The following is a 20,486-nucleotide window of genomic DNA, read 5'->3' on the forward strand; positions in this document are numbered from 1 at the left end:
GGCGAAATTTAACATCCCGCCTGCTCATCATTACGGCATTGACGGTGGCGTAATACCGAAATGATTCCACGCCCGCACCGTCGCCATACGACCACGCGGCGTACGCTGTAAGAATCCCTGCTGGATCAGATACGGCTCCAGAACATCCTCGATAGTTTCACGCTCTTCACCGATCGCCGCCGCCAGGTTATCCAGCCCGACCGGTCCGCCAAAGAATTTATCCAGCACCGCCAGCAGCAATTTGCGGTCCATATAGTCAAAGCCTTCGGCATCGACGTTAAGCATATCCAGCGCCTGGGCGGCAATCTCTGCCGAAATGGTGCCATCGTGCTTCACTTCGGCAAAGTCGCGCACGCGACGCAGCAGGCGGTTGGCAATACGCGGCGTACCACGCGAACGCTTCGCCACTTCAAAAGCGCCCTCTTCGCTCATCTCCAGCCCCATATAGCGCGCGCTACGACCGACAATATGCTGCAGGTCCGGCACCTGATAAAACTCCAGACGCTGCACGATACCGAAGCGGTCGCGCAGTGGAGAGGTCAACGATCCGGCACGGGTCGTTGCGCCAATCAGGGTAAACGGCGGCAGATCGATCTTGATGGAGCGCGCAGCCGGGCCTTCACCAATCATGATATCCAGCTGGTAATCTTCCATTGCCGGATAGAGCACTTCCTCTACCACCGGAGACAGACGGTGGATTTCATCGATAAACAGTACGTCATGCGGTTCAAGGTTGGTCAGCATTGCCGCCAGATCGCCGGCTTTCTCCAGCACCGGGCCGGAGGTCGTGCGCAGGTTGACGCCCATTTCATTGGCAACGATATTCGCCAGCGTGGTTTTCCCCAACCCTGGCGGGCCAAAAATCAGCAGGTGATCGAGCGCATCGCCGCGCAGCTTTGCCGCCTGGATGAAAATCTCCATCTGGGAACGTACCTGCGGCTGGCCGATATACTCATCAAGCAGTTTCGGGCGGATCGCACGATCCACCACGTCTTCTGCCTGAAGGGTGCCTGCCGATACCAGGCGGTCTGCTTCAATCATCCTTTACCTCACAATGCAGCGCGCAGCGCTTCACGAATCAGGGTTTCACTGCTGGCATCCGGTTTGGCAATTTTGCTTACCATCCGACTGGCCTCCTGAGGTTTATAGCCCAGCGCCACCAGCGCGGCAACCGCTTCCTGCTCAGCGTCATCATCTGTTGACGGCGCCCCAGGTGACGTCAGAACCAGATCGGTGGCTGGGGTGAACAGATCGCCATGCAGACCTTTAAAGCGGTCTTTCATCTCAACAATCAGACGCTCGGCGGTTTTCTTACCAATCCCCGGGAGTTTAATCAGCGCCGCAGGATCTTCGCGCTCAACGGCATTCACGAACTGCGGAGCAGACATACCGGACAAAATCGCCAGTGCCAGCTTCGGTCCCACGCCGTTGGTTTTAATCAGCTCGCGGAACAGGGTACGTTCCTGCTTGTTGTTGAAGCCGTAAAGCAACTGAGCATCTTCACGCACCACGAACTGAGTAAAGACAATCGCCTCTTTACCCGCGTCCGGCAGCTCGTAGAAGCAGGTCATTGGCATGTGGACTTCATAGCCCACGCCACCCACTTCCAGCAGCACTAACGGGGGTTGTTTTTCAATGATGATGCCTCTGAGTCTGCCTATCACGTGACGCTCCTGCGTTCTGGAAAATGTTTGACGGCGACATAATAAAAAAAGGCTGGATGTTTATCCAGCCTGATTTCTCTTTATCGTAACCTGCCTCGCGCCAGATTGAGCCGCGATTCACTCATTTGCATCGCGTTCTGGCTGACGTGACAGTGGGTAATCGCAATGGCCAGCGCATCGGCGGCATCGGCCTGCGGGTTCGCGGGAAGCTTCAGCAAGGTACGCACCATGTGCTGCACCTGGCTTTTCTCCGCGCTACCTATCCCCACCACCGTCTGCTTTACCTGACGTGCGGCATATTCGAATACCGGAAGATCCTGGTTCACGGCGGCAACAATAGCCACGCCGCGCGCCTGCCCCAGCTTTAGCGCCGAATCGGCGTTTTTTGCCATAAAGACCTGCTCAATGGCAAAAAAATCAGGCTGAAACTGGGTGATGATTTCCGACACGCCCGCATAAATCAGCTTCAGGCGCGACGGCAGATCGTCCACTTTGGTGCGAATACAGCCGCTGCCGAGGTAGGTTAGCTGGCGTCCCACCTGGCGGATAACGCCATAACCGGTGACGCGCGAGCCGGGGTCAATCCCAAGGATAATCGACATCACGCGTCTCCCGTAAACGGCTTATACGCTCTCATCAGAGAGTCGCTGCAACCTCATCAGAGATTTCACCGTTGTGATACACTTCCTGCACGTCGTCGCAGTCTTCGAGCATGTCGATCAGACGCAGCAGTTTTGGCGCAGTTTCCGCATCCATGTCCGCTTTGGTGGACGGGATCATGGAGACTTCCGCGTTGTCCGCTTTCAGACCCGCGGCTTCGAGTGCATCGCGCACGGCGCCCATCTCTTCCCACGCGGTGTAAACGTCAATTGCGCCATCATCGTAGGTCACCACGTCTTCCGCACCGGCTTCCAGGGCGGCTTCCATGATCACATCTTCGTCGCCTTTCTCGAAGGAGATGACGCCTTTTTTGCTGAACAGGTAAGAAACGGAACCGTCGGTACCCAGGTTGCCGCCGGTTTTAGTGAATGCATGGCGCACTTCCGCAACGGTACGGTTACGGTTGTCGGACAGACACTCAACCATTACGGCAGTACCGCCAGGGCCGTAACCTTCATAAATGATGGTTTCCATGTTCGCGTCTTCATCACCGCCTACACCACGTGCGATGGCACGGTTCAGGGTGTCACGCGTCATGTTGTTAGACAGCGCTTTATCCACCGCCGCGCGCAGACGCGGGTTAGAGGCCGGATCGCCACCGCCCAGACGTGCCGCTGTCACCAGCTCACGAATGATTTTGGTAAAGATTTTACCGCGTTTGGCATCCTGTGCCGCTTTACGGTGTTTGGTGTTGGCCCACTTACTATGACCTGCCATAAAAAGTTCTCCAAAAATCGCGCCTTCTCAGGCAGCGTTAATTACAAATTCTTCAATCGCCTGCCGGTTGCTCCACGACTTGGTCAGTGCGGCGGCATCCGTCGCATCCACCCAGCGGTAGTTCAGGTGTTCGGTAAACACGATCTCCCGCTCATGTGGGAGCGCGAGACAGAACCACGATTCCGTATTGCGCTCAATGCCCGGCGCGTAGCGATGACGTAAATGGCTAAAAATTTCAAACTCCACCGTGCGCTGACAGTCCTTCAGGGTCAGTTGCTCGCGAGCAACATCAATGGTGACCTCTTCCTTTACTTCACGCGCGGCGGCCTGCGGCGCGGTTTCCCCCTCTTCCAGGCTGCCGGTAACCGACTGCCAGAAATCAGGATCGTCGCGCCGCTGCAACATTAGCACCCGCTTCGTGTCCTGGGCATAAATGACAACTAAGACAGAAACGGGAAGCTTGTATGTCATATCAGTTTTTCTCTTCCTTTTTCACCACCTCAATGCCCAGCTCAGCCAGTGCAGTCGGGTTAGCAAAGCTTGGCGCTTCGGTCATCAGACACGCTGCGGCAGTGGTTTTCGGGAAGGCAATAACATCACGAATGTTATCGGTGCCGGTCAGCAGCATGGTCAGACGGTCAAGACCGAAAGCCAGACCTGCGTGTGGCGGTGTACCGTATTTCAGGGCGTCCAGCAGGAAGCCAAATTTCTCACGCTGCTCCTGTTCGTTAATGCCCAGGATGCCGAACACGGTCTGCTGCATTTCGCCGCTGTGAATACGCACGGAACCCCCGCCCACTTCGTAGCCGTTGATCACCATGTCGTAGGCGTTTGCCACCGCATCTTCCGGAGACGCTTTCAGCTCTGCCGCCGTCATGTCTTTTGGCGAGGTGAACGGGTGGTGCATCGCGGTCAAACCGCCCTCACCGTCGTCTTCAAACATCGGGAAGTCGATAACCCACAGCGGTGCCCATTTGGTTTCGTCAGTCAGGCTGAGGTCTTTGCCCAGCTTCAGACGCAACGCGCCCATCGCATCGGCAACCACTTTCTTGTTGTCTGCGCCGAAGAAGATCATGTCGCCATCCTGCGCGCCGGTGCGCTCAAGAATCGCTTCCACGATGTCCGCATTCAGGAACTTCGCAACCGGGCTGGTGATCCCTTCCAGACCTTTCGCACGCTCGGTTACTTTAATATAGGCCAGACCTTTCGCGCCGTAGATCTTAATGAAGTTGCCGTAATCGTCGATCTGCTTACGGCTCAGTGCCGCACCGCCCGGTACGCGCAGGGCTGCAACACGGCCTTTCGGATCGTTAGCCGGGCCGGCAAATACCGCGAACTCAACGGATTTCACCAGGTCTGCAACATCCACCAGCTCCATCGGGTTACGCAGGTCTGGTTTGTCGGAACCGTAACGACGCTCGGCTTCGGCGAAGGTCATGATCGGGAAATCGCCCAGCTCGACGCCTTTCACGTCATTCCACAGGCTACGCACCAGCGCTTCCATCACTTCACGCACCTGCTCGGCGGTCATGAAGGAGGTTTCCACATCGATCTGGGTGAATTCTGGCTGACGGTCAGCACGCAGGTCTTCGTCGCGGAAACATTTGACGATCTGATAGTAGCGATCGAAACCGGACATCATCAGCAGCTGTTTGAACAGCTGTGGAGACTGTGGCAGCGCGTAGAATTTGCCTTTATGTACGCGGGATGGGACCAGATAATCGCGCGCACCTTCCGGTGTGGCTTTGGTCAGCATCGGGGTTTCGATATCGAGGAAACCGTGGTCATCCATGAAACGGCGCACCAGGCTGGTGATTTTCGCACGGGTTTTCAGGCGCTGGGCCATCTCCGGACGACGCAGATCCAGGTAGCGGTATTTCAGACGCGCTTCTTCCGTGTTGACGTGGTTGGAGTCCAGCGGCAGCGCTTCAGCACGGTTAATGATAACCAGATCGGACGCCAGCACTTCAATGGCACCCGTCGCCATGTCTGCGTTGACGTTTTTCTCGTCACGCGCACGCACGGTACCGGTGACCTGAATGCAGAACTCATTACGCAGCTCAGAAGCCAGCTTCAACGCATCCGCACGATCCGGGTCGAAGAACACCTGAACGATACCTTCACGGTCGCGCATATCGATGAAAATAAGGCTACCAAGATCACGACGACGGTTGACCCAACCACACAGGGTGACCTGCTGTCCGACGTGGGACTGACGCAGCTGCCCGCAATATTCTGTACGCATGAGATATCCCTTAATTAGCCGCAGGCTAAATGTCGCCTGGAATGCAGGCTACTATGTCGCAGCTTTCTGTATGTCACAACTGGATGAAAAAAGGCGGCTATTATACTGGAAATTCCGCCGGACGATAAGAGCGAACCACGGCCTGACGGTCGTTTGCTGCACTCTTATTGCGCATTCTCACAAAAATTAACAAAATTATCCGACCCATTACAGGTCATCACGTCGTATGGTGTTACGGAAGTGATTCATTTAACGGGAGTAACGATGTTAACACTGGATGCCAGCAAAACCGCGCTTGTGGTGATTGATTTACAGGAAGGGATCCTGCCCTTTGCCGGTGGCCCGCACGCTGCGGATGATGTGGTTAGCCGCGCCGCTCGTCTGGCGGAAAAATGCCGTGCCAGCGGTGCCCCTGTAGTCATGGTGCGCGTCGGCTGGTCCGCTGATTTCGCCGAGGCGTTAAAACAGCCCGTTGATGCACAGGCGCCCGCCCATGCCCTGCCGGAAAACTGGTGGACGTATCCGGTGTCGCTGGGCAAACGCGACAGCGATATCGAAGTGACCAAACGTCAATGGGGCGCATTCTACGGAACCGATCTGGAACTGCAGCTCCGCCGTCGTGGTATCGACACCCTTATTCTGTGCGGCATTTCCACCAACATCGGCGTGGAGTCTACCGCCCGTAACGCCTGGGAGCTGGGCTTTAACCTGGTCATTGCAGAAGATGCCTGCAGCGCGGCTTCCGCGGAACAGCATCAGGGCAGCATGACCCATATCTTCCCGCGTATCGGACGCGTGCGCAGCACGGACGAGATCCTCAGCGCGCTATGATGTATGTGGGGTTACCCCAGTGGTCGCACCCGAAATGGGTGCGCCTGGGCATCACCGGCCTGGAAGAATATGCCCGACACTTCAACTGTGTCGAGGGCAACACGACCCTCTACGCGCTGCCTAAAGCGGAGATTGTTGAACGCTGGCGGGAGCAAACGACCGACGATTTCCGGTTCTGTTTTAAGTTTCCGGCGACCATCTCCCACAACGCCGCGCTGCGCAACTGCGGGGATTTAACCGAAGAGTTCTTTACGCGCATGTCGCCACTGGCGAACCGGATTGGGCAATACTGGCTCCAGCTTCCCGCCACGTTCGGCCCGCGCGATCTGCCTGCCCTGTGGCAGTTTCTGGATAGCCTGCCCCGCGAGTTTACCTACGGCGTGGAGGTCAGGCATGCTGAATTTTTTGCCAAAGGTGAAGCAGAAATAGCGCTCAACCGCGGCCTGCTGGAACGTGCGGTCAACCGTGTCATTCTTGACAGTCGCCCCGTCCACAGTGCAATCCCGCACAGTGAAGCGATTGTGGATGCGCAACGCAAAAAACCGAAAGTGCCGGTCCACGCCATCGTCACCGCGCAAAACCCGATGGTCAGGTTCATCGGTAGCGACAACATGCAGCAAAATCAGGCGATGTTCGCCGTCTGGCTGCAAAAATTAGCGAAGTGGGAGCAAACCACTACGCCCTATCTCTTTTTGCACACACCGGATATTGCGCAGGCACCCGAACTGGTCGATGCTCTCTGGCAGGCCTTGCAGGCCGCGGTTCCCGCCGTGGGCAACGCCCCCTCCATTCCACAACAATCTTCTCTTTTCTGATATCACCCCCTATCATAGTGAAGTGCCATCTGCCAAAAACAGGGAGTTTGTATGGTCAGCGCGCTGTATGCGGTGTTAGGTGCATTACTGCTGATTAAGTTTTCATTTGATGTTGTGCGTCTGAGAATGCAGTACCGCGTTTCTTATGGTGACGGCGGTTTTTCGGAACTGCAAAGCGCTATCCGCATTCACGGTAATGCGGTCGAATACATCCCCGTCGCCTTGATTTTACTGCTGTTTATGGAGATGAATGGCGCAGAAACCTGGATGGTTCACGTCTGTGGCCTGCTTCTGATTGCTGGCCGGCTAATGCATTATTATGGCTTTCACCACCGCTTATTCCGCTGGCGTCGTTCCGGCATGAGCGCGACCTGGTGTTCGCTTTTGCTGATGGTGCTGGCTAACCTTTGGTATATGCCGTGGGAGTTGGTTTTCTCCCTCCATTAGCGCACAATACGCCACTTTATTTTTCCCGGATTTTTACGTTATGTCAGATCGCGACACGCTTTTTTCCGCGCCTATCGCCAGCCTGGGCGACTGGACCTTCGATGAACGGGTAGCCGAAGTCTTCCCGGATATGATCCAGCGCTCTGTTCCCGGTTATTCCAATATTATCTCTATGATCGGTATGCTGGCTGAGCGCTTCGTTCAACCCGGCACGCAGGTCTATGACCTGGGCTGCTCGCTCGGCGCGGCAACGCTGTCGGTACGTCGTAACGTTCATCATGAAGATTGCCGAATCATTGCCGTCGACAACTCCCCGGCGATGGTAGAACGCTGCCGTCGCCATATTGATGCGTATAAAGCCCCTGTACCGGTGGACGTCGTCGAAGGCGATATTCGTGAGATTGAAATTCACAACGCGTCGATGGTCATCCTGAATTTTACCCTGCAGTTCCTGGTGCCTGAAGACCGTCAGCTGCTGCTGGACAAAATTTACCAGGGGCTAAATCCCGGCGGCGCGCTGGTGCTTTCCGAGAAATTCAGCTTTGAGGATGCCGACGTTGGCGAACTGCTGTTCAATATGCACCACGATTTTAAACGTGCGAACGGTTACAGCGAGCTGGAGATCAGCCAGAAGCGCAGCATGCTGGAAAACGTGATGCTGACAGACTCCGTAGAAACCCACAAAGCACGCCTGCGCAAAGCCGGATTTGAGCATAGCGAACTGTGGTTCCAGTGCTTTAACTTTGGCTCACTGGTGGCGCTAAAAGCCGGAGATGCAGCATGATTGAGTTCAGTAATTTCTATCAGCTGATAGCTAAAAACCATCTGTCTCACTGGCTGGAAACTCTGCCCGCGCAGATTGCCGCCTGGCAGCGCGATCAGCAGCACGGCCTGTTAAAGCAGTGGTCAAATGCGGTGGAGTATCTGCCGGAGCTGACCCCGCATCGTCTGGACCTGCTTCACAGCGTCACCGCAGAAAGCGAAGCACCGCTCCCGGCCGGGCAGATCAACCGCATCGAAACGCTGATGCGTAACCTGATGCCGTGGCGCAAAGGGCCTTTCTCGCTCTACGGGGTGAACATCAACACCGAATGGCGCTCCGACTGGAAATGGGATCGCGTTCTGCCTCATCTGTCTGACCTGACCGGGCGCACTATTCTGGACGTGGGCTGCGGCAGCGGTTACCACATGTGGCGCATGATTGGCGCAGGCGCGCATCTGGCAGTCGGTATCGACCCAATGCAGCTGTTCCTTTGCCAGTTTGAAGCAGTGCGTAAACTGCTGGGCAACGACCAGCGCGCCCACCTGCTGCCGCTGGGAATTGAGCAACTTCCTGCCCTGAAAGCGTTTGATACCGTGTTCTCCATGGGCGTGCTCTATCATCGTCGCTCCCCGCTTGAACATCTGTGGCAGCTTAAAGATCAGCTGGTCAGCGGCGGCGAACTGGTACTGGAAACGCTGGTGATCGAAGGTGACGAACATGCGGTTCTGGTGCCGGGCGATCGCTACGCCCAGATGCGTAACGTCTACTTTATCCCGTCCGCGCTGGCATTGAAGAACTGGCTGGAGAAGTGCGGTTTTGTGGATGTGCGGATTGCCGATGTCAGCGTGACGTCACTCGAGGAGCAGCGCCGCACCGACTGGATGATCACCGAGTCGCTGGAGCAGTTCCTTGACCCGGCCGACCACAGCAAAACCATCGAAGGCTATCCGGCGCCGATGCGTGCGGTGTTGATCGCGACGAAGCCGTAACCTTTTAGCCGGGTGACGGCTACGCGTCGCACTTTTTCTCCAATATAGTTCAAGTTGCAGCAAGGCGGCAACGCAGCGAATCCCCGGGAGCTTACAGCAGTAAGTGACCGGGGTGAGCGAGGCGGCCAACGCGGCTGCGGCTTGAAATATGAAGGAGAAAAAAAGGCCCCTGTTGAAATTGCAGGGGCCTGGTACAAGCAAGCATCATATTGGGCGACATGATGCGCGGTAAAAATCGGTACGTTGCTACACGTGATAGCGCTCAATCAGCGACTTCATTTCCGCAACCGACTCTCCATCTACACCGTAGCGTGAATACTCATCCGCTTCAGCATCCGTCGACATTGACAGCCCTGTATTGCGATAACGCATGGGTGAAGGTATCCATTTCCCCGCAGAGCTGTGAAGCTCTTCCACCCCGGCGTTTAAAAACCGTTCCAGATTGCCGGCACGGACTCCCGCACCCGCCATTATTATTGGAACACCGGAATGGGCTTTTAGTTCCGTAATTAATTGCAGACCTTTTTCAGCAGAAGACTGTTGACCTGATGTCAGAACGCGCGCCACACCCAGTTCGGCAAGGGTATCAAACGCTTGCAGTGGGTTTTTGCACATATCAAACGCACGATGAAACGTCACGGCCATTCCTTTTGCGGCGTCCATCACCTGACGCATACGCGGCAGATCGACCTCACCGTCTTCATCCAGCAGGCCGGTCACCAGCCCGGGGAACCCGAGGTCACGAACAAGGGCGATATCTTCAAGCATGGCACTGAACTCACCCGACGTATAACAAAAATCACCGCCGCGAGGACGAATAATGGGGTGTACCGGAAGGGTGACGGCCTTACGGGCCGACGTCAGCACGCCGTATGAGGGCGTTAACCCTCCTTCTTTCGGGGCTGCGCACAGTTCAATGCGATCGGCCCCTTTCCGTTGCGCGGTGACGGCACACTCCACGCTATAACAACAAATCTCCAGCAGCGCCATCGACTCCTCCTTAAAATCGGCTTAACGCGCCATCATGGCACGCCTCTTGTTTTGGGTCTCAGCGACGAGTCACAACTCTCAGGCTTCGCTGGCAACGATCTGCTCAATGGTCCACGGATGAAATTTCACCGTCACCTGTCCGTCAGTCACGGCCAGCGTCGGATTAGGCAGACGCTCACGCTCGCCTTTGGGCGAACTTGTCTTCACAAAAATGCCCGGCTGGCTTAATCCCTCGTCTGAGAGCAGGGCCAGCGCGCGCGCGTTCAACGTTTCCGGCTCACCCGGCAGGACGATTTCGATATGCTCCCAGCCTTCGTGCGGGTAACGTTTTTCACCAGGCCATGGCAGTTCTACAACGGTGAATTGCCAGTGCGCCACGCAGACCGGTTCATGCAGTTTGAACAGACAAATGGGACGACCATTAATCATGTTCTCAGAAAGCAACTCACCACACTGTTCAAACCCGCGACGCCAGCGCTCGGCAGTCGCGTTTTGATGGCAGCGCAAAGAGATGTGATCGGCCTCAAGCGGCGCGATATCCAGACCAAGACGGGTGGCAAGTTCTGTGAACGCCTGGGTGAAGCGCGGTAAATCTGCGGAAATATCATGCAGTTCGTCAATGGATTGCCAGTTCGCCATACGTCAGTCTCTTTTCATGTCGCAAAGCCGCTAATTTACTCTGTTGCCCTATTTCGACCAACCTCTGAATCGCGGTTTTTACGACTGCATGTTTATGCACCTCTTCTCTGGCTGGATTCTGAGCAATCTTCGGGCCCCGCAATGCTGACGGCAGAAGGCATTTGCAGTATACTCCCGCCCTAAATTCTTTAACTGGCGCGGGCGGTTGTAGGCCCGCATCAAAAACGTAAGGTATCCAGGTGAATATTCAGGCTCTTCTCTCCGAAAAAGTCAGTCAGGCACTGATTGCCGCAGGTGCGCCTGCGGATTGCGAACCACAGGTTCGTCAGTCAGCAAAAGTACAGTTTGGCGACTATCAGGCTAATGGCGTGATGGCAGTGGCTAAAAAACTGGGCATGCCGCCGCGACAGCTCGCTGAGCAGGTATTGACGCATCTGGATCTCACCGGTATCGCCAGCAAAACCGAAATCGCTGGCCCGGGCTTTATCAACATTTTCCTGGAGCCTGCATTCCTGGCAAGCCACGTTGACGCGGCGCTGAAATCAGACCGTCTGGGTGTCTCCCGACCACAAGCGCAGACGGTGGTGATCGACTACTCTGCCCCGAACGTGGCGAAAGAGATGCACGTTGGCCACCTGCGTTCCACCATCATTGGTGATGCCGCGGTGCGCACGCTTGAGTTTCTCGGTCACAAGGTAATCCGCGCAAACCACGTTGGCGACTGGGGTACCCAGTTCGGCATGCTAATTGCTTACCTGGAAAAACAGCAGCAGGAAAACGCGGGCGAAATGGCGCTGGCGGACCTGGAAGGGTTCTACCGCGAAGCGAAAAAGCATTACGACGAAGACGAAGCCTTTGCCGAGCGCGCGCGCAGCTACGTCGTCAAGCTGCAGGGCGGGGATCAATACTTCCTCGAGATGTGGCGCAAGCTGGTGGACATCACCATGTCCCAGAACCAGCTTACCTATAACCGTCTGAACGTGACCCTGACCCGTGATGATGTCATGGGTGAAAGCCTGTACAACCCAATGCTGCCGGGCATTGTGGCGGACCTGAAAGCGAAAAACCTGGCGGTTGAGAGCGAAGGTGCAACGGTCGTGTTCCTTGATGAGTACAAAAACAAGGAAGGTGAACCGATGGGCGTGATCATCCAGAAAAAGGATGGCGGCTATCTCTACACCACCACCGATATCGCCTGCGCGAAGTACCGTTACGAAACCCTGCATGCTGACCGTGTGCTGTACTACATCGACTCCCGTCAGCACCAGCACCTGATGCAGGCATGGACTATCGTGCGTAAAGCCGGTTACGTACCGGATTGCGTTCCGCTGGAACACCACATGTTCGGCATGATGCTCGGTAAAGACGGCAAGCCGTTCAAAACCCGTGCGGGTGGTACCGTGAAGCTGTCTGACCTGCTGGATGAAGCGCTGGAGCGCGCCCGTCGTCTGGTGGCAGAGAAGAACCCGGACATGCCTGCCGACGAGCTGGAAAAACTGGCTAACGCCGTCGGTATCGGCGCGGTGAAATACGCGGATCTCTCTAAAAACCGTACCACCGACTATATCTTCGACTGGGATAACATGCTGGCGTTTGAAGGCAACACGGCGCCTTACATGCAATATGCTTACACCCGCGTGCTCTCGGTGTTCCGTAAGGCGAACATTGATGAAAACGTGCTGGCGAATGCAAGCGTGACCATCACGGAAGATCGTGAAGCCCAGCTGGCGGCGCGTCTGCTGCAGTTTGAAGAGACGCTGACGGTTGTCGCCCGTGACGGTACGCCGCACGTTATGTGCGCTTACCTGTACGATCTGGCGGGTCTGTTCTCCGGCTTCTACGAGCACTGCCCTATTCTGTCTGCGGAAAATGAATCGGTCCGCAACAGCCGCCTGAAGCTGGCGCAGCTGACGGCGAAGACCCTGAAGCTGGGTCTGGATACCCTGGGTATCGAAACCGTAGAGCGTATGTAATACAAAAAACCCGGCAGCCGCCGGGTTTTTTATTATCAGAAATACTTCCGCAAATACTCCGTCAGACACAGAATCGCCATGGCCTGTCCGTAGGGCATCGACGTCAGCGGGATTTGGCGATAAAACGCCAGGTCGCTGCCCATCCCCGTGCCGAACGACGTTTGCAATAACTCCCCTTCCGGCGAGATATTTTTCACGATGCCGCGAATCGCTTTTTCAGCAACATCAGCATACGCAGGCGCAACATAGCGCTTACGCACCGCTTTCAGGATCCCGTAGGCAAACCCGGCCGTCGCGGACGCCTCCAGGTACGAGCCCGGATCGTCCAGCAGGGTATGCCACAAGCCGCTCTCGTCCTGACACTTTGCCAGCGCGGCAATTTGCGCATTCAATACCTGCACCAGATAACGGCGCACGGCGTTGTTTTCCGGCAAATCAATCAGTTCGAGGAAATCCGGAATCACGATGGTGAGCCAGCTGTTGCCCCTCGCCCAGCGGGCACGGGCAAAGTTATGGTTGCCGTCGTAACTCCAGCCGTGGAACCACAGGCCCGTCTCCCGGTCCATCAGGTTCTGCACGTGCAGCAGGAACTGATACACCGCCTCTTCAACGTACTCCGGTTTGTTGAGCAGTTTGCCGATTTTCGCCAGCGGCAACACCGTCATCATCAGCGTGTCATCCCACATCTGCTGATGATTCTCTTCCGCCAGGGTGATGTGCTGCATGCCACCGTGATCGGTGCGCGGCATCTCGGTCATCGCCCATTCCGCCCAGCTTTCCAGCCACGGCAGCCAGGCCGGGTTTTTGGTCTCTTCATAACGACAGGCCAGCGTCAGGAACGGCGACATCGTATTGACGTTTTTGGTAGTGGCACCTTCAGCAAAACGGTCAGCAAACCAGCTGTCGATAATGTCGCGCATGCCTGCGTCACCGGTCTGGCAGTAATACTGCCAGATACCGTACAAACCAACGCCGTGCGTCCATTCCCATCCGGCCCAGCCTTTGGTGTCGATCACGCGCCCGTCGTCCAGCCGCAGCAAAAACTCACCCGTCTTGTCGTGGATATTGACCAGGTTATGCGTCACCTTTTGAATCAGTGCGTTCAGCTCATCTCTGGCAATAAAACGTTCAGGTTGACGCAATAACGGGCTATGTTTGACAGACCAAACTTTCATCATCTTAACCTCTGTTGTATGTCGAATTCAGTACTGCACGATCCTTCAGCGAAGGTGCGGCTGGCTTATTGCGATTCAGATAACCGATGTTGTTATTACCCCACAGTGACGCATACGGCATACCGGCCAGCATCTCGACGGTAGCGCGGGCGTGCGGCGTCGCTGATTCCGGTATCGCATGACCCCACGCACGCATTTTCGCGGTCTCCTCGCGCAGCGTGCTGTGGGTCTGTAAATTCAGTCTGAAGCGCAGAGAAACGAGGAATCCGCAGAACAGCACCAGGAGGGTGCCCACACTCAGGATCATCAAAATGGTATGGCTCACTTCCGCAGGCTGCACTTTCTGACCGCTGACAAAGCCGGACATCTGCATCACGATGCCCACCAGCATCACCGCACCGGCCTGAGAGGCTTTACGGGTGAGGGTCATGATGCCGGCGAAGATCCCTTCGCGGCGCTGACCGGTGATCACTTCGTCCACATCAGCGATGTAGGTATAGGTATTCCACGGCACGTAGTTGATACCGCCGCGGCCAAGACCGGCAATGGCAGAAACCAGCAGCAGCAGAGAATAGATGTCGCTCAGCCCGGCATAATAGAGGACGGCGTAAGAAAGAGAGGCCAGGCCAAACAGTACCACCACCATGCGGTAGGACGGCGCAGGACCAAAGCGAATGCACAGCGGGATCATCCCGAGCACGGCGAGAAACTGGAAGATGGCCATCGTACCGAGCAGGTTAGAGGCCATTGAGGCTTCCTGCATCAGCACAAACACCACGTAGTAGGTGAAGACCGCGTTAAATACATCCTGCGCAATGTAGCCGCCGAGATACATGCCCAGATGCTGGCGGAAAATTTTAATTCGCAGCGTAGAACTCAGTTCCACGAACAGACGATTCAGGCTCTGGCCGAGTGTCAGCTTCTTCTTCTCTTCTTCAGCCCGCAGCGCCGCTTCGGACCATTCCTCACGCGGACGTTCCCAGGTAAAGCACCAGACGAAAATGAGCATCAGGGCGCACAGAACGGAGAAAACCAGGCTTGCATAGAAGAAGGAGACCGCATTGTCTTTACCGAAATGCGTGAGCAATATCCCGGGCAGAAAGGAGGCCAGAATGGCGGACATCTGCGCCATGGAAATACGCGCCCCGGAGAACTTGGTTTTCTGTTTGAAGTCATCGGTCATTTCCGGCACCAGCGTCTCGTACGGCACCAGAATCATGGTGTAGACGATATCAAACACCAGATAAGTCAGCAGGTAATACCAGAAATTCATGTCCCCCACCCACATCAGCGAGTAGCTGAACACGCACGGGATCCCCAGCAGAATAAAGAATTTACGTCGACCAAAGCGCTTTCCGAGCCAGGTCGTACCGAAGTTGTCCGTCAAAAACCCCATTAACGGACTGACAACGGCATCCAGTACCCGTGCCGCGGCAAAAATGAACGTTGCTTCAATCGGTGTGAGTCCACAGAAGGTGGTGTAAAAATACAAAAGCCAGGCCGCCGTCAGGGCGGTGGTACCCGCCCCGAGGAAATCACCTGACCCGTATGCAAGATAATTTGCGAGTCCAATTTTACGTGTTTTCATTGCCGTCAACCCTAATCAATGTTGGGAGACTCCCTGTAAGCAAACCTCGTCCGGGAGCTTTTACACGGCTACAGTAAAGGCATCGACTTCCTGATACCTTTCTGTTTCTGCCATCACGCAGGGGGTGAATGGCAAAAATGCAAAGAGTATCGTCACGCGTGTCACTGATTTATAAAACAGCGTTTCTTTTTCATCAAAAGGGGAGGTCAGTTTTGCGAGCCAGCCATCAGTATTACCTGATGGCTGGTGAAAAAGCGGGCAGTTAGCGGTAGTTTACAATGACAGAATTGCTCTGCACTTTTAGCGCCGGGATCAAACGTCCCCCGCCCGGCACTTCCCAGATAAAACGCAAAGGTTCAATGGCGGGCACGCCGTTGAACGCCTGCGTCGTGCCATTCTCTCCGTCGATTTCCGTACAGCGACTCTGGGAGCAGAGCCGCACCCGCAGTCCGGCTGGCGTTGGGCCAATCAGTCTGTAATTCCAGACCACCATCCCCATCAGACCGGAAACCGCTTCAGAGGGCGACAGCGGAGTAGAAGACATGGCGACACCCCGGTTGCTCAGGGTCACGCCCATGCTGCTTGCCTGCCAGGCGCCTTCCCCGGCCGCCTGTGCCGCCAGCGGGAAGAGCATAATCCAAAGCCATTTAGCCATTATTTTCCTCCAATCGTCGCCGTCATGCGGATATGACGGTTATCCGACAACTCCATATTCGACAGCACCACCAGCTGGTTCAGGCTGCGACGCAGGAAGCGCGACAGCAGCGGACGCAGCGCATGGTTGACCAGCAGCACCGGTGGCGCCCCCAGCATCTCCTGACGTGCCAGCGCCTCCTGGGTCTGCTCCAGCAGGCGATCCGCCAGACCTGGCTCCAGGCCGCCCCCGCCCTGCAGGGCCTGCAACAGCAGACGTTCAAGCGGCGTGTCGAGGCCAATCACCTGCACTTCTCCGGTTCCCGGGAACCACTGCTGCGTGATTGCACGCCCCAGCGCCACGCGCACCACCGCCGTCAGCTCGTGCGGATCGCTTTGCAGCGGCGCATGCTCGGCAAGGGTTTCCAGAATGGTTCGCATATCGCGGATCGGCACTTTTTCCTCGAGCAGGTTTTGCAGCACCTTGTGCAGCGTGGTTAACGTCAGCACGCCCGGGACCAGATCTTCCGTCAGCTTCGGCATCTCCTGCGTCACGCGGTCGAGAAGCTGCTGCGCTTCCTGACGACCAAACAGCTCTGCCGAGAATTGCCCAATCAGATGATTAAGATGGGTTGCCACCACGGTACTGGCTTCGACCACCGTATACCCCTGGATTTGCGCCTGCTCTTTCAGCGCACTTTCAATCCAGATGGCCGCCAGACCAAAGGCCGGATCGACGGTTTGCTCGCCCGGCAGCGTGCCTGCCGCGGTGCCAGGGTTAATGGCCAGCCAGCGCCCCGGGTAGGCATCGCCGCTGCCAATTTCAACCCCTTTCATCAGAATACGGTAGCGCGCAGGCGGCAGATCCATATTGTCACGGATGTGAACCACCGGCGGCAGGAAGCCCATATCCTGAGCGAATTTTTTACGGATACTGCGGATACGGCCAAGCAGCTCGCCATCCTGCTGAAAATCCACCATCGGGATCAGGCGATACCCCACTTCCATTCCCAGGGAATCTTCCAGCTGCACGTCGTTCCACGTCGCCTCGACGGCCTGAGTATTCTCCGGCATTTTCACCGGAACCGGATCCGCCGCCGGTTGGGTTTCACGGCCACGCATCCACCAGGCAAGGCCCAGCAGACCCGCCGTAAACAGCAGGAAGACGAGGTTTGGCATGCCCGGTACCAGACCAAGCAGACCCAGAACGGCAGCGGCCAGCAGCATTACGCGCGGGTTACTGAAGAGCTGGCCAACCATCTGCTCGCCAACGTCCTGATCGGTACTCACGCGGGTGACAATCACGCCCGCCGCCGTGGAGATGACCAGCGCCGGGATCTGCGCGACCAGACCATCACCAATAGTCAGCAGCGTGTAGCTTTCCGCCGCGTGGCCCATGTCCATGCCGTGCTGCAATACCCCCACCAGCAGGCCGCCCACCACGTTAATCACCATGATCAGAATGCCCGCGATGGCGTCACCGCGCACAAACTTACTCGCACCGTCCATGGATCCGTAGAAGTCCGCTTCCTGAGTGACTTCCGCACGGCGTTTTTTGGCTTCATCTTCCGCGATTAACCCGGCATTCAAATCGGCGTCGATCGCCATCTGCTTGCCCGGCATCCCGTCCAGCACAAAACGGGCGCCCACTTCCGCAATACGTCCGGCACCTTTGGTGATAACCATAAAGTTGATGATCACGAGGATAACGAATACCACGATACCGATAGCGAAATTACCGCCGACCAGGAAGTGGCCGAAGGCCTCCACCACTTTACCTGCTGCTGCCGCGCCGGTGTGTCCTTCCATCAGAATGATACGCGTGGACGCCACGTTCAGCGCCAGTCGCAGCAGAGTGGTAAACAGCAGAATGGTCGGGAACGCGGCAAACTCCAGGGTCCGCTGAGTGAACATCGCCACCAGCAGCACCATAATGGAGAGCGCAATATTAAACGTGAACAGCAGATCGAGGATGAATGCCGGGAGCGGCAGAACCATCATCGACAAAATTAACAGGATGAGAATCGGCCCGGCGAGGATCTGCCATTGGGTCGATTTCAGGTTGCCGGGCAGGCGCAACATTGCCACCAGATTAGCCATCAGTGTCCTTCTCGTTCATAAAATCCAGCGCGGCAGGCACCGGAAGGTTCTCAGGTTTCACAGGCCGTTGACCCCCGGCCAGACGCCAGCGTTTCAACTGCCATACCCAGGCCAGCACTTCCGCCACCGCGGCGTAGAGTTGTCCCGGGATCTGTTGTCCGATTTCCGCATGGCGGTATAAGGCACGCGCCAGCGGTGGAGCTTCCAGGATCGGCACGCGGTTTTCGGTGCCAATTTCCCGGATACGAAGTGCGATCAGCCCCGCCCCTTTCGCCACCACTTTCGGCGCGCTCATCTTATTTTCGTCGTAGCGCAAGGCAACGGAATAGTGTGTCGGGTTGGTGACGATGACATCCGCCTTCGGCACATCCTCCATCATGCGCCGACGAGCGGCAGCACGCTGCATCTGACGGATACGCCCTTTAACGTGCGGGTCACCTTCCATCTGCTTATATTCGTCACGGATATCCTGACGTGACATCCGCAGTTTCTTGAAATGGCTATAAAGCTGGAAGATAACGTCAAAACCGACCATCGGGATAATGCTGAGCACCACCAGCAGCGCGCAAAGCCCAACCAGATTCAGGGCATTACTCATGGCAGTAAGGGGCGACTCGCTGATGAGGCGCATCATTTCGGGCCAGTGATACCAGAGGAAGAACCCGGCAGAACTGCCCATCAACACCGATTTGAGAATAGCCTTGAGCAGCTCGGCCCCGGTCTGCGCCGAAAACATTTTCGCAATGCCCGGCAGTGGGTTCAGCTTCGAAAATTTGGGCTGCAGTGATTTTCCGCTAAACACCAGACCGCCCAGCATGACTGGAGAGACCAGCGCCACCAGCACCACGCCGGTAATTAAGGGCAGCAGCGCAACCATGGCCCCTTTTATTAACTGAATAATCTGGCTGAGGATCAGATTCGGGTCATTGACCATACTGTGGTCAAAACGTAAGCCAGTTGAGAGCATTCCCGCCAGCTTGCGGGCGAGCGACTCCCCACCCCACCAGATAATGCACACCCCTACGACAAGGATCAGCAGGGAGGTCAATTCTCGGGATCGGGGGATCTGCCCTTCCTCACGCGCTTTTTCAAGTCGGTGGGGTGTGGGGGCTTCCGTTTTGTCGTCGTTCTCTTCTGCCACAGTGCATGCTCAGCCCATTACGTCACCGTTATCTTGCCACGGGAGGTTATCGCCAATGGGTAGATAAACCCCTATAATCATGCCCTGTTAACCACTTTAACGATTAAACGCTGTAGCGAGGCTGTTTGCCGTTCAAAAAACGCACAACTCAGGTTTGGTAATCACTTTTTAATACTGATTATTTTTTAAAAGTGTTTTTAATAAAAATAAATATAAAATTTTTAAAAACTGAGTTGGCCTGTTTCACCATCAAAATATGTCTATTTTTTGATCAAAATATACTTATGGATAATATTAAATCGAAAAAATTATAATTGATTTATATCAATGATGGTTTTTCTCCAGCATTAAAATATTTTTCATGACGGTTATAATAATTAATATTAATCTTGACCCGCAATTACTTGAAGGAAATTACCCGCTATACTTCTGCACGGTGTCAATTGAGCCAAAATATTAAATTGAATACCTAACGTGTTTTTAAACTCAGGAGTTTTTGCAGATGGATTTCAAAAATAACTTTATGGCTGGCGCAGTACTTGCGGCCATTTCGATGGGCAGTTTTGCTGCCGAAATGAATGCGGGGACGGTCCACTTTACGGGAGAAATTATTGAACCGAGCTGCACCATTCAGGGTGATAGCGGCACGGACAGTACGGTCCCTCTGGGGACGTACCCTAAATCTCTTTTTAAGGCGGTCGGAACTGAATCTTCCCTGACCCCGTTCTCGATTACGCTCGCAAACTGCCCGGTAAAGAGCGATGGGCTGCCGGCAGTACAGCTCACCTTTAACGGCACGACGACCCTGACCAATACCTCTACGCTGCTGGATGTCAGCAAAATCACCACCACCGGTGAGACCGCCGCCACCGGTATCGGCGTCGCCGTTAGCCCGGCGGGCAAAGACACTCAACTTATCACCATGGATGGGGCAGAAGGACAGGTTTATATTCAACTGGCCACCCGTACTACCGATACCATTAAAGCCGACTTTAACGCCCGCTATAAGTCATTTGCCGCAACGGTGACCGCTGGCCCTGCCGATGCGGATATGACGGTGAATATTTTATACCGTTAATACCTGTTTATCTAATATTCAGCATGCCACTGATTAGA

General features: G+C 55.6%; 20 protein-coding genes. 7 read left to right on the forward strand and 13 right to left on the reverse strand.

Annotation, left to right across the window (positions count from 1 at the left end; genetic code table 11):
• Positions 1 to 30 precede the first annotated feature (30 nt).
• From ruvB to aspS, 6 genes are all read right to left on the reverse strand, one after another.
• The gene (gene ruvB, locus ACOTY9_RS04395) at positions 31 to 1,041 is read right to left on the reverse strand and encodes a Holliday junction branch migration DNA helicase RuvB (RefSeq protein WP_014884317.1); all 1,011 of its coding nucleotides are present in this window, start codon (positions 1,039 to 1,041) and stop codon (positions 31 to 33) included.
• A gap of 8 nt (positions 1,042 to 1,049) precedes the next feature.
• On the reverse strand, positions 1,050 to 1,664 hold the full coding sequence (gene ruvA, locus ACOTY9_RS04400; protein ID WP_023330723.1) for a Holliday junction branch migration protein RuvA: 615 nt from the start codon (positions 1,662 to 1,664) through the stop codon (positions 1,050 to 1,052).
• Between the two features lie 80 nt (positions 1,665 to 1,744).
• A complete protein-coding gene (ruvC, locus tag ACOTY9_RS04405) occupies positions 1,745 to 2,266 on the reverse strand; it encodes a crossover junction endodeoxyribonuclease RuvC (protein ID WP_014884319.1) in 522 nt (173 codons plus the stop codon).
• Positions 2,267 to 2,300: 34 nt separating this feature from the next.
• Positions 2,301 to 3,041 carry a YebC/PmpR family DNA-binding transcriptional regulator gene (locus tag ACOTY9_RS04410; protein ID WP_014884320.1) on the reverse strand — a complete coding sequence of 247 codons (741 nt, stop codon included), beginning with the start codon at positions 3,039 to 3,041 and terminating at the stop codon, positions 2,301 to 2,303.
• A gap of 27 nt (positions 3,042 to 3,068) precedes the next feature.
• Entirely contained in the window at positions 3,069 to 3,512 is a 444-nt protein-coding gene (nudB, locus tag ACOTY9_RS04415; RefSeq protein WP_014884321.1) for a dihydroneopterin triphosphate diphosphatase, read from the reverse strand.
• Between the two features lies 1 nt (position 3,513).
• On the reverse strand, positions 3,514 to 5,286 hold the full coding sequence (gene aspS / locus ACOTY9_RS04420) for an aspartate--tRNA ligase (protein ID WP_014884322.1): 1,773 nt from the start codon (positions 5,284 to 5,286) through the stop codon (positions 3,514 to 3,516).
• Between the two features lie 264 nt (positions 5,287 to 5,550).
• Here aspS and ACOTY9_RS04425 point away from each other — a divergent pair, with 264 nt between their 5' ends.
• From ACOTY9_RS04425 to cmoB, 5 genes are read left to right on the forward strand one after another with little or no spacing between them, the layout of a single operon-like run.
• Positions 5,551 to 6,117: a hydrolase gene (locus ACOTY9_RS04425; RefSeq protein ID WP_014884323.1), complete on the forward strand. Its 567-nt coding sequence runs from the start codon at positions 5,551 to 5,553 to the stop codon at positions 6,115 to 6,117.
• The gene (locus tag ACOTY9_RS04430; protein ID WP_045134194.1) at positions 6,114 to 6,932 is read left to right on the forward strand and encodes a DUF72 domain-containing protein; all 819 of its coding nucleotides are present in this window, start codon (positions 6,114 to 6,116) and stop codon (positions 6,930 to 6,932) included. The genes ACOTY9_RS04425 and ACOTY9_RS04430 overlap by 4 nt, the downstream gene beginning before the upstream one ends.
• A 51-nt stretch (positions 6,933 to 6,983) precedes the next feature.
• Positions 6,984 to 7,379, forward strand: a complete 396-nt coding sequence (locus ACOTY9_RS04435; protein WP_014884325.1) for an MAPEG family protein — start codon at positions 6,984 to 6,986, stop codon at positions 7,377 to 7,379.
• Positions 7,380 to 7,419: 40 nt separating this feature from the next.
• Complete coding sequence (gene cmoA, locus ACOTY9_RS04440) at positions 7,420 to 8,163, forward strand: carboxy-S-adenosyl-L-methionine synthase CmoA (protein ID WP_014884326.1); 744 nt, start codon at positions 7,420 to 7,422, stop codon at positions 8,161 to 8,163.
• Entirely contained in the window at positions 8,160 to 9,131 is a 972-nt protein-coding gene (gene cmoB, locus ACOTY9_RS04445; protein ID WP_014884327.1) for a tRNA 5-methoxyuridine(34)/uridine 5-oxyacetic acid(34) synthase CmoB, read from the forward strand. The genes cmoA and cmoB overlap by 4 nt, the downstream gene beginning before the upstream one ends.
• Before the next feature lie 246 nt (positions 9,132 to 9,377).
• Here the strand turns inward: cmoB and cutC are convergent, their stop codons facing one another.
• Complete coding sequence (gene cutC / locus ACOTY9_RS04450; protein ID WP_014884328.1) at positions 9,378 to 10,121, reverse strand: copper homeostasis protein CutC; 744 nt, start codon at positions 10,119 to 10,121, stop codon at positions 9,378 to 9,380.
• Positions 10,122 to 10,199: 78 nt separating this feature from the next.
• Positions 10,200 to 10,760, reverse strand: a complete 561-nt coding sequence (locus tag ACOTY9_RS04455) for a VOC family protein (RefSeq protein ID WP_014884329.1) — start codon at positions 10,758 to 10,760, stop codon at positions 10,200 to 10,202.
• Positions 10,761 to 10,999: 239 nt separating this feature from the next.
• Here ACOTY9_RS04455 and argS point away from each other — a divergent pair, with 239 nt between their 5' ends.
• Positions 11,000 to 12,733: an arginine--tRNA ligase gene (gene argS / locus ACOTY9_RS04460; RefSeq protein ID WP_045134196.1), complete on the forward strand. Its 1,734-nt coding sequence runs from the start codon at positions 11,000 to 11,002 to the stop codon at positions 12,731 to 12,733.
• 35 nt (positions 12,734 to 12,768) lie between these two features.
• Here the strand turns inward: argS and ACOTY9_RS04465 are convergent, their stop codons facing one another.
• The 5 genes from ACOTY9_RS04465 to flhB all read right to left on the reverse strand — a co-directional run bounded on the left by ACOTY9_RS04465 (position 12,769) and on the right by flhB (position 19,370).
• Positions 12,769 to 13,908, reverse strand: a complete 1,140-nt coding sequence (locus ACOTY9_RS04465) for a glycoside hydrolase family 105 protein (protein WP_348565733.1) — start codon at positions 13,906 to 13,908, stop codon at positions 12,769 to 12,771.
• 4 nt (positions 13,909 to 13,912) lie between these two features.
• On the reverse strand, positions 13,913 to 15,496 hold the full coding sequence (locus ACOTY9_RS04470; protein WP_047027919.1) for an MFS transporter: 1,584 nt from the start codon (positions 15,494 to 15,496) through the stop codon (positions 13,913 to 13,915).
• A gap of 262 nt (positions 15,497 to 15,758) precedes the next feature.
• Positions 15,759 to 16,151 (reverse strand): flagellar protein FlhE, encoded by a 393-nt coding sequence (gene flhE, locus ACOTY9_RS04475; RefSeq protein ID WP_014884333.1) that lies wholly within the window; start codon positions 16,149 to 16,151, stop codon positions 15,759 to 15,761.
• A complete protein-coding gene (flhA, locus tag ACOTY9_RS04480; protein ID WP_014884334.1) occupies positions 16,151 to 18,229 on the reverse strand; it encodes a flagellar biosynthesis protein FlhA in 2,079 nt (692 codons plus the stop codon). Before flhA ends, flhE begins: the two co-directional genes overlap by 1 nt.
• On the reverse strand, positions 18,222 to 19,370 hold the full coding sequence (gene flhB / locus ACOTY9_RS04485) for a flagellar biosynthesis protein FlhB (protein WP_023330732.1): 1,149 nt from the start codon (positions 19,368 to 19,370) through the stop codon (positions 18,222 to 18,224). Before flhB ends, flhA begins: the two co-directional genes overlap by 8 nt.
• 502 nt (positions 19,371 to 19,872) lie before the next feature.
• Between flhB and ACOTY9_RS04490 the strand changes: the two genes are divergently transcribed.
• Complete coding sequence (locus ACOTY9_RS04490; protein ID WP_014884336.1) at positions 19,873 to 20,448, forward strand: fimbrial protein; 576 nt, start codon at positions 19,873 to 19,875, stop codon at positions 20,446 to 20,448.
• Positions 20,449 to 20,486: the final 38 nt, after the last annotated feature.

Source organism: Enterobacter cloacae complex sp. SHL012, from assembly GCF_049237505.1.
Taxonomy (GTDB): domain Bacteria; phylum Pseudomonadota; class Gammaproteobacteria; order Enterobacterales; family Enterobacteriaceae; genus Enterobacter; species Enterobacter kobei.

What these genes read in the sequence shown, in the direction of transcription:
- ruvB (WP_014884317.1), bottom strand. Translation starts at nt 1,041, where the DNA reads ATGATTGAAGCAGACCGCCTGGTATCGGCAGGCACCCTTCAGGCAGAA.
- ruvC (WP_014884319.1), bottom strand. Translation starts at nt 2,266, where the DNA reads ATGTCGATTATCCTTGGGATTGACCCCGGCTCGCGCGTCACCGGTTAT.
- ACOTY9_RS04410 (WP_014884320.1), bottom strand. Translation starts at nt 3,041, where the DNA reads ATGGCAGGTCATAGTAAGTGGGCCAACACCAAACACCGTAAAGCGGCA.
- nudB (WP_014884321.1), bottom strand. Translation starts at nt 3,512, where the DNA reads ATGACATACAAGCTTCCCGTTTCTGTCTTAGTTGTCATTTATGCCCAG.
- aspS (WP_014884322.1), bottom strand. Translation starts at nt 5,286, where the DNA reads ATGCGTACAGAATATTGCGGGCAGCTGCGTCAGTCCCACGTCGGACAG.
- ACOTY9_RS04425 (WP_014884323.1), top strand. Translation starts at nt 5,551, where the DNA reads ATGTTAACACTGGATGCCAGCAAAACCGCGCTTGTGGTGATTGATTTA.
- ACOTY9_RS04430 (WP_045134194.1), top strand. Translation starts at nt 6,114, where the DNA reads ATGATGTATGTGGGGTTACCCCAGTGGTCGCACCCGAAATGGGTGCGC.
- ACOTY9_RS04435 (WP_014884325.1), top strand. Translation starts at nt 6,984, where the DNA reads ATGGTCAGCGCGCTGTATGCGGTGTTAGGTGCATTACTGCTGATTAAG.
- cmoA (WP_014884326.1), top strand. Translation starts at nt 7,420, where the DNA reads ATGTCAGATCGCGACACGCTTTTTTCCGCGCCTATCGCCAGCCTGGGC.
- cmoB (WP_014884327.1), top strand. Translation starts at nt 8,160, where the DNA reads ATGATTGAGTTCAGTAATTTCTATCAGCTGATAGCTAAAAACCATCTG.
- cutC (WP_014884328.1), bottom strand. Translation starts at nt 10,121, where the DNA reads ATGGCGCTGCTGGAGATTTGTTGTTATAGCGTGGAGTGTGCCGTCACC.
- ACOTY9_RS04455 (WP_014884329.1), bottom strand. Translation starts at nt 10,760, where the DNA reads ATGGCGAACTGGCAATCCATTGACGAACTGCATGATATTTCCGCAGAT.
- ACOTY9_RS04465 (WP_348565733.1), bottom strand. Translation starts at nt 13,908, where the DNA reads ATGAAAGTTTGGTCTGTCAAACATAGCCCGTTATTGCGTCAACCTGAA.
- ACOTY9_RS04470 (WP_047027919.1), bottom strand. Translation starts at nt 15,496, where the DNA reads ATGAAAACACGTAAAATTGGACTCGCAAATTATCTTGCATACGGGTCA.
- flhE (WP_014884333.1), bottom strand. Translation starts at nt 16,151, where the DNA reads ATGGCTAAATGGCTTTGGATTATGCTCTTCCCGCTGGCGGCACAGGCG.
- flhA (WP_014884334.1), bottom strand. Translation starts at nt 18,229, where the DNA reads ATGGCTAATCTGGTGGCAATGTTGCGCCTGCCCGGCAACCTGAAATCG.
- ACOTY9_RS04490 (WP_014884336.1), top strand. Translation starts at nt 19,873, where the DNA reads ATGGATTTCAAAAATAACTTTATGGCTGGCGCAGTACTTGCGGCCATT.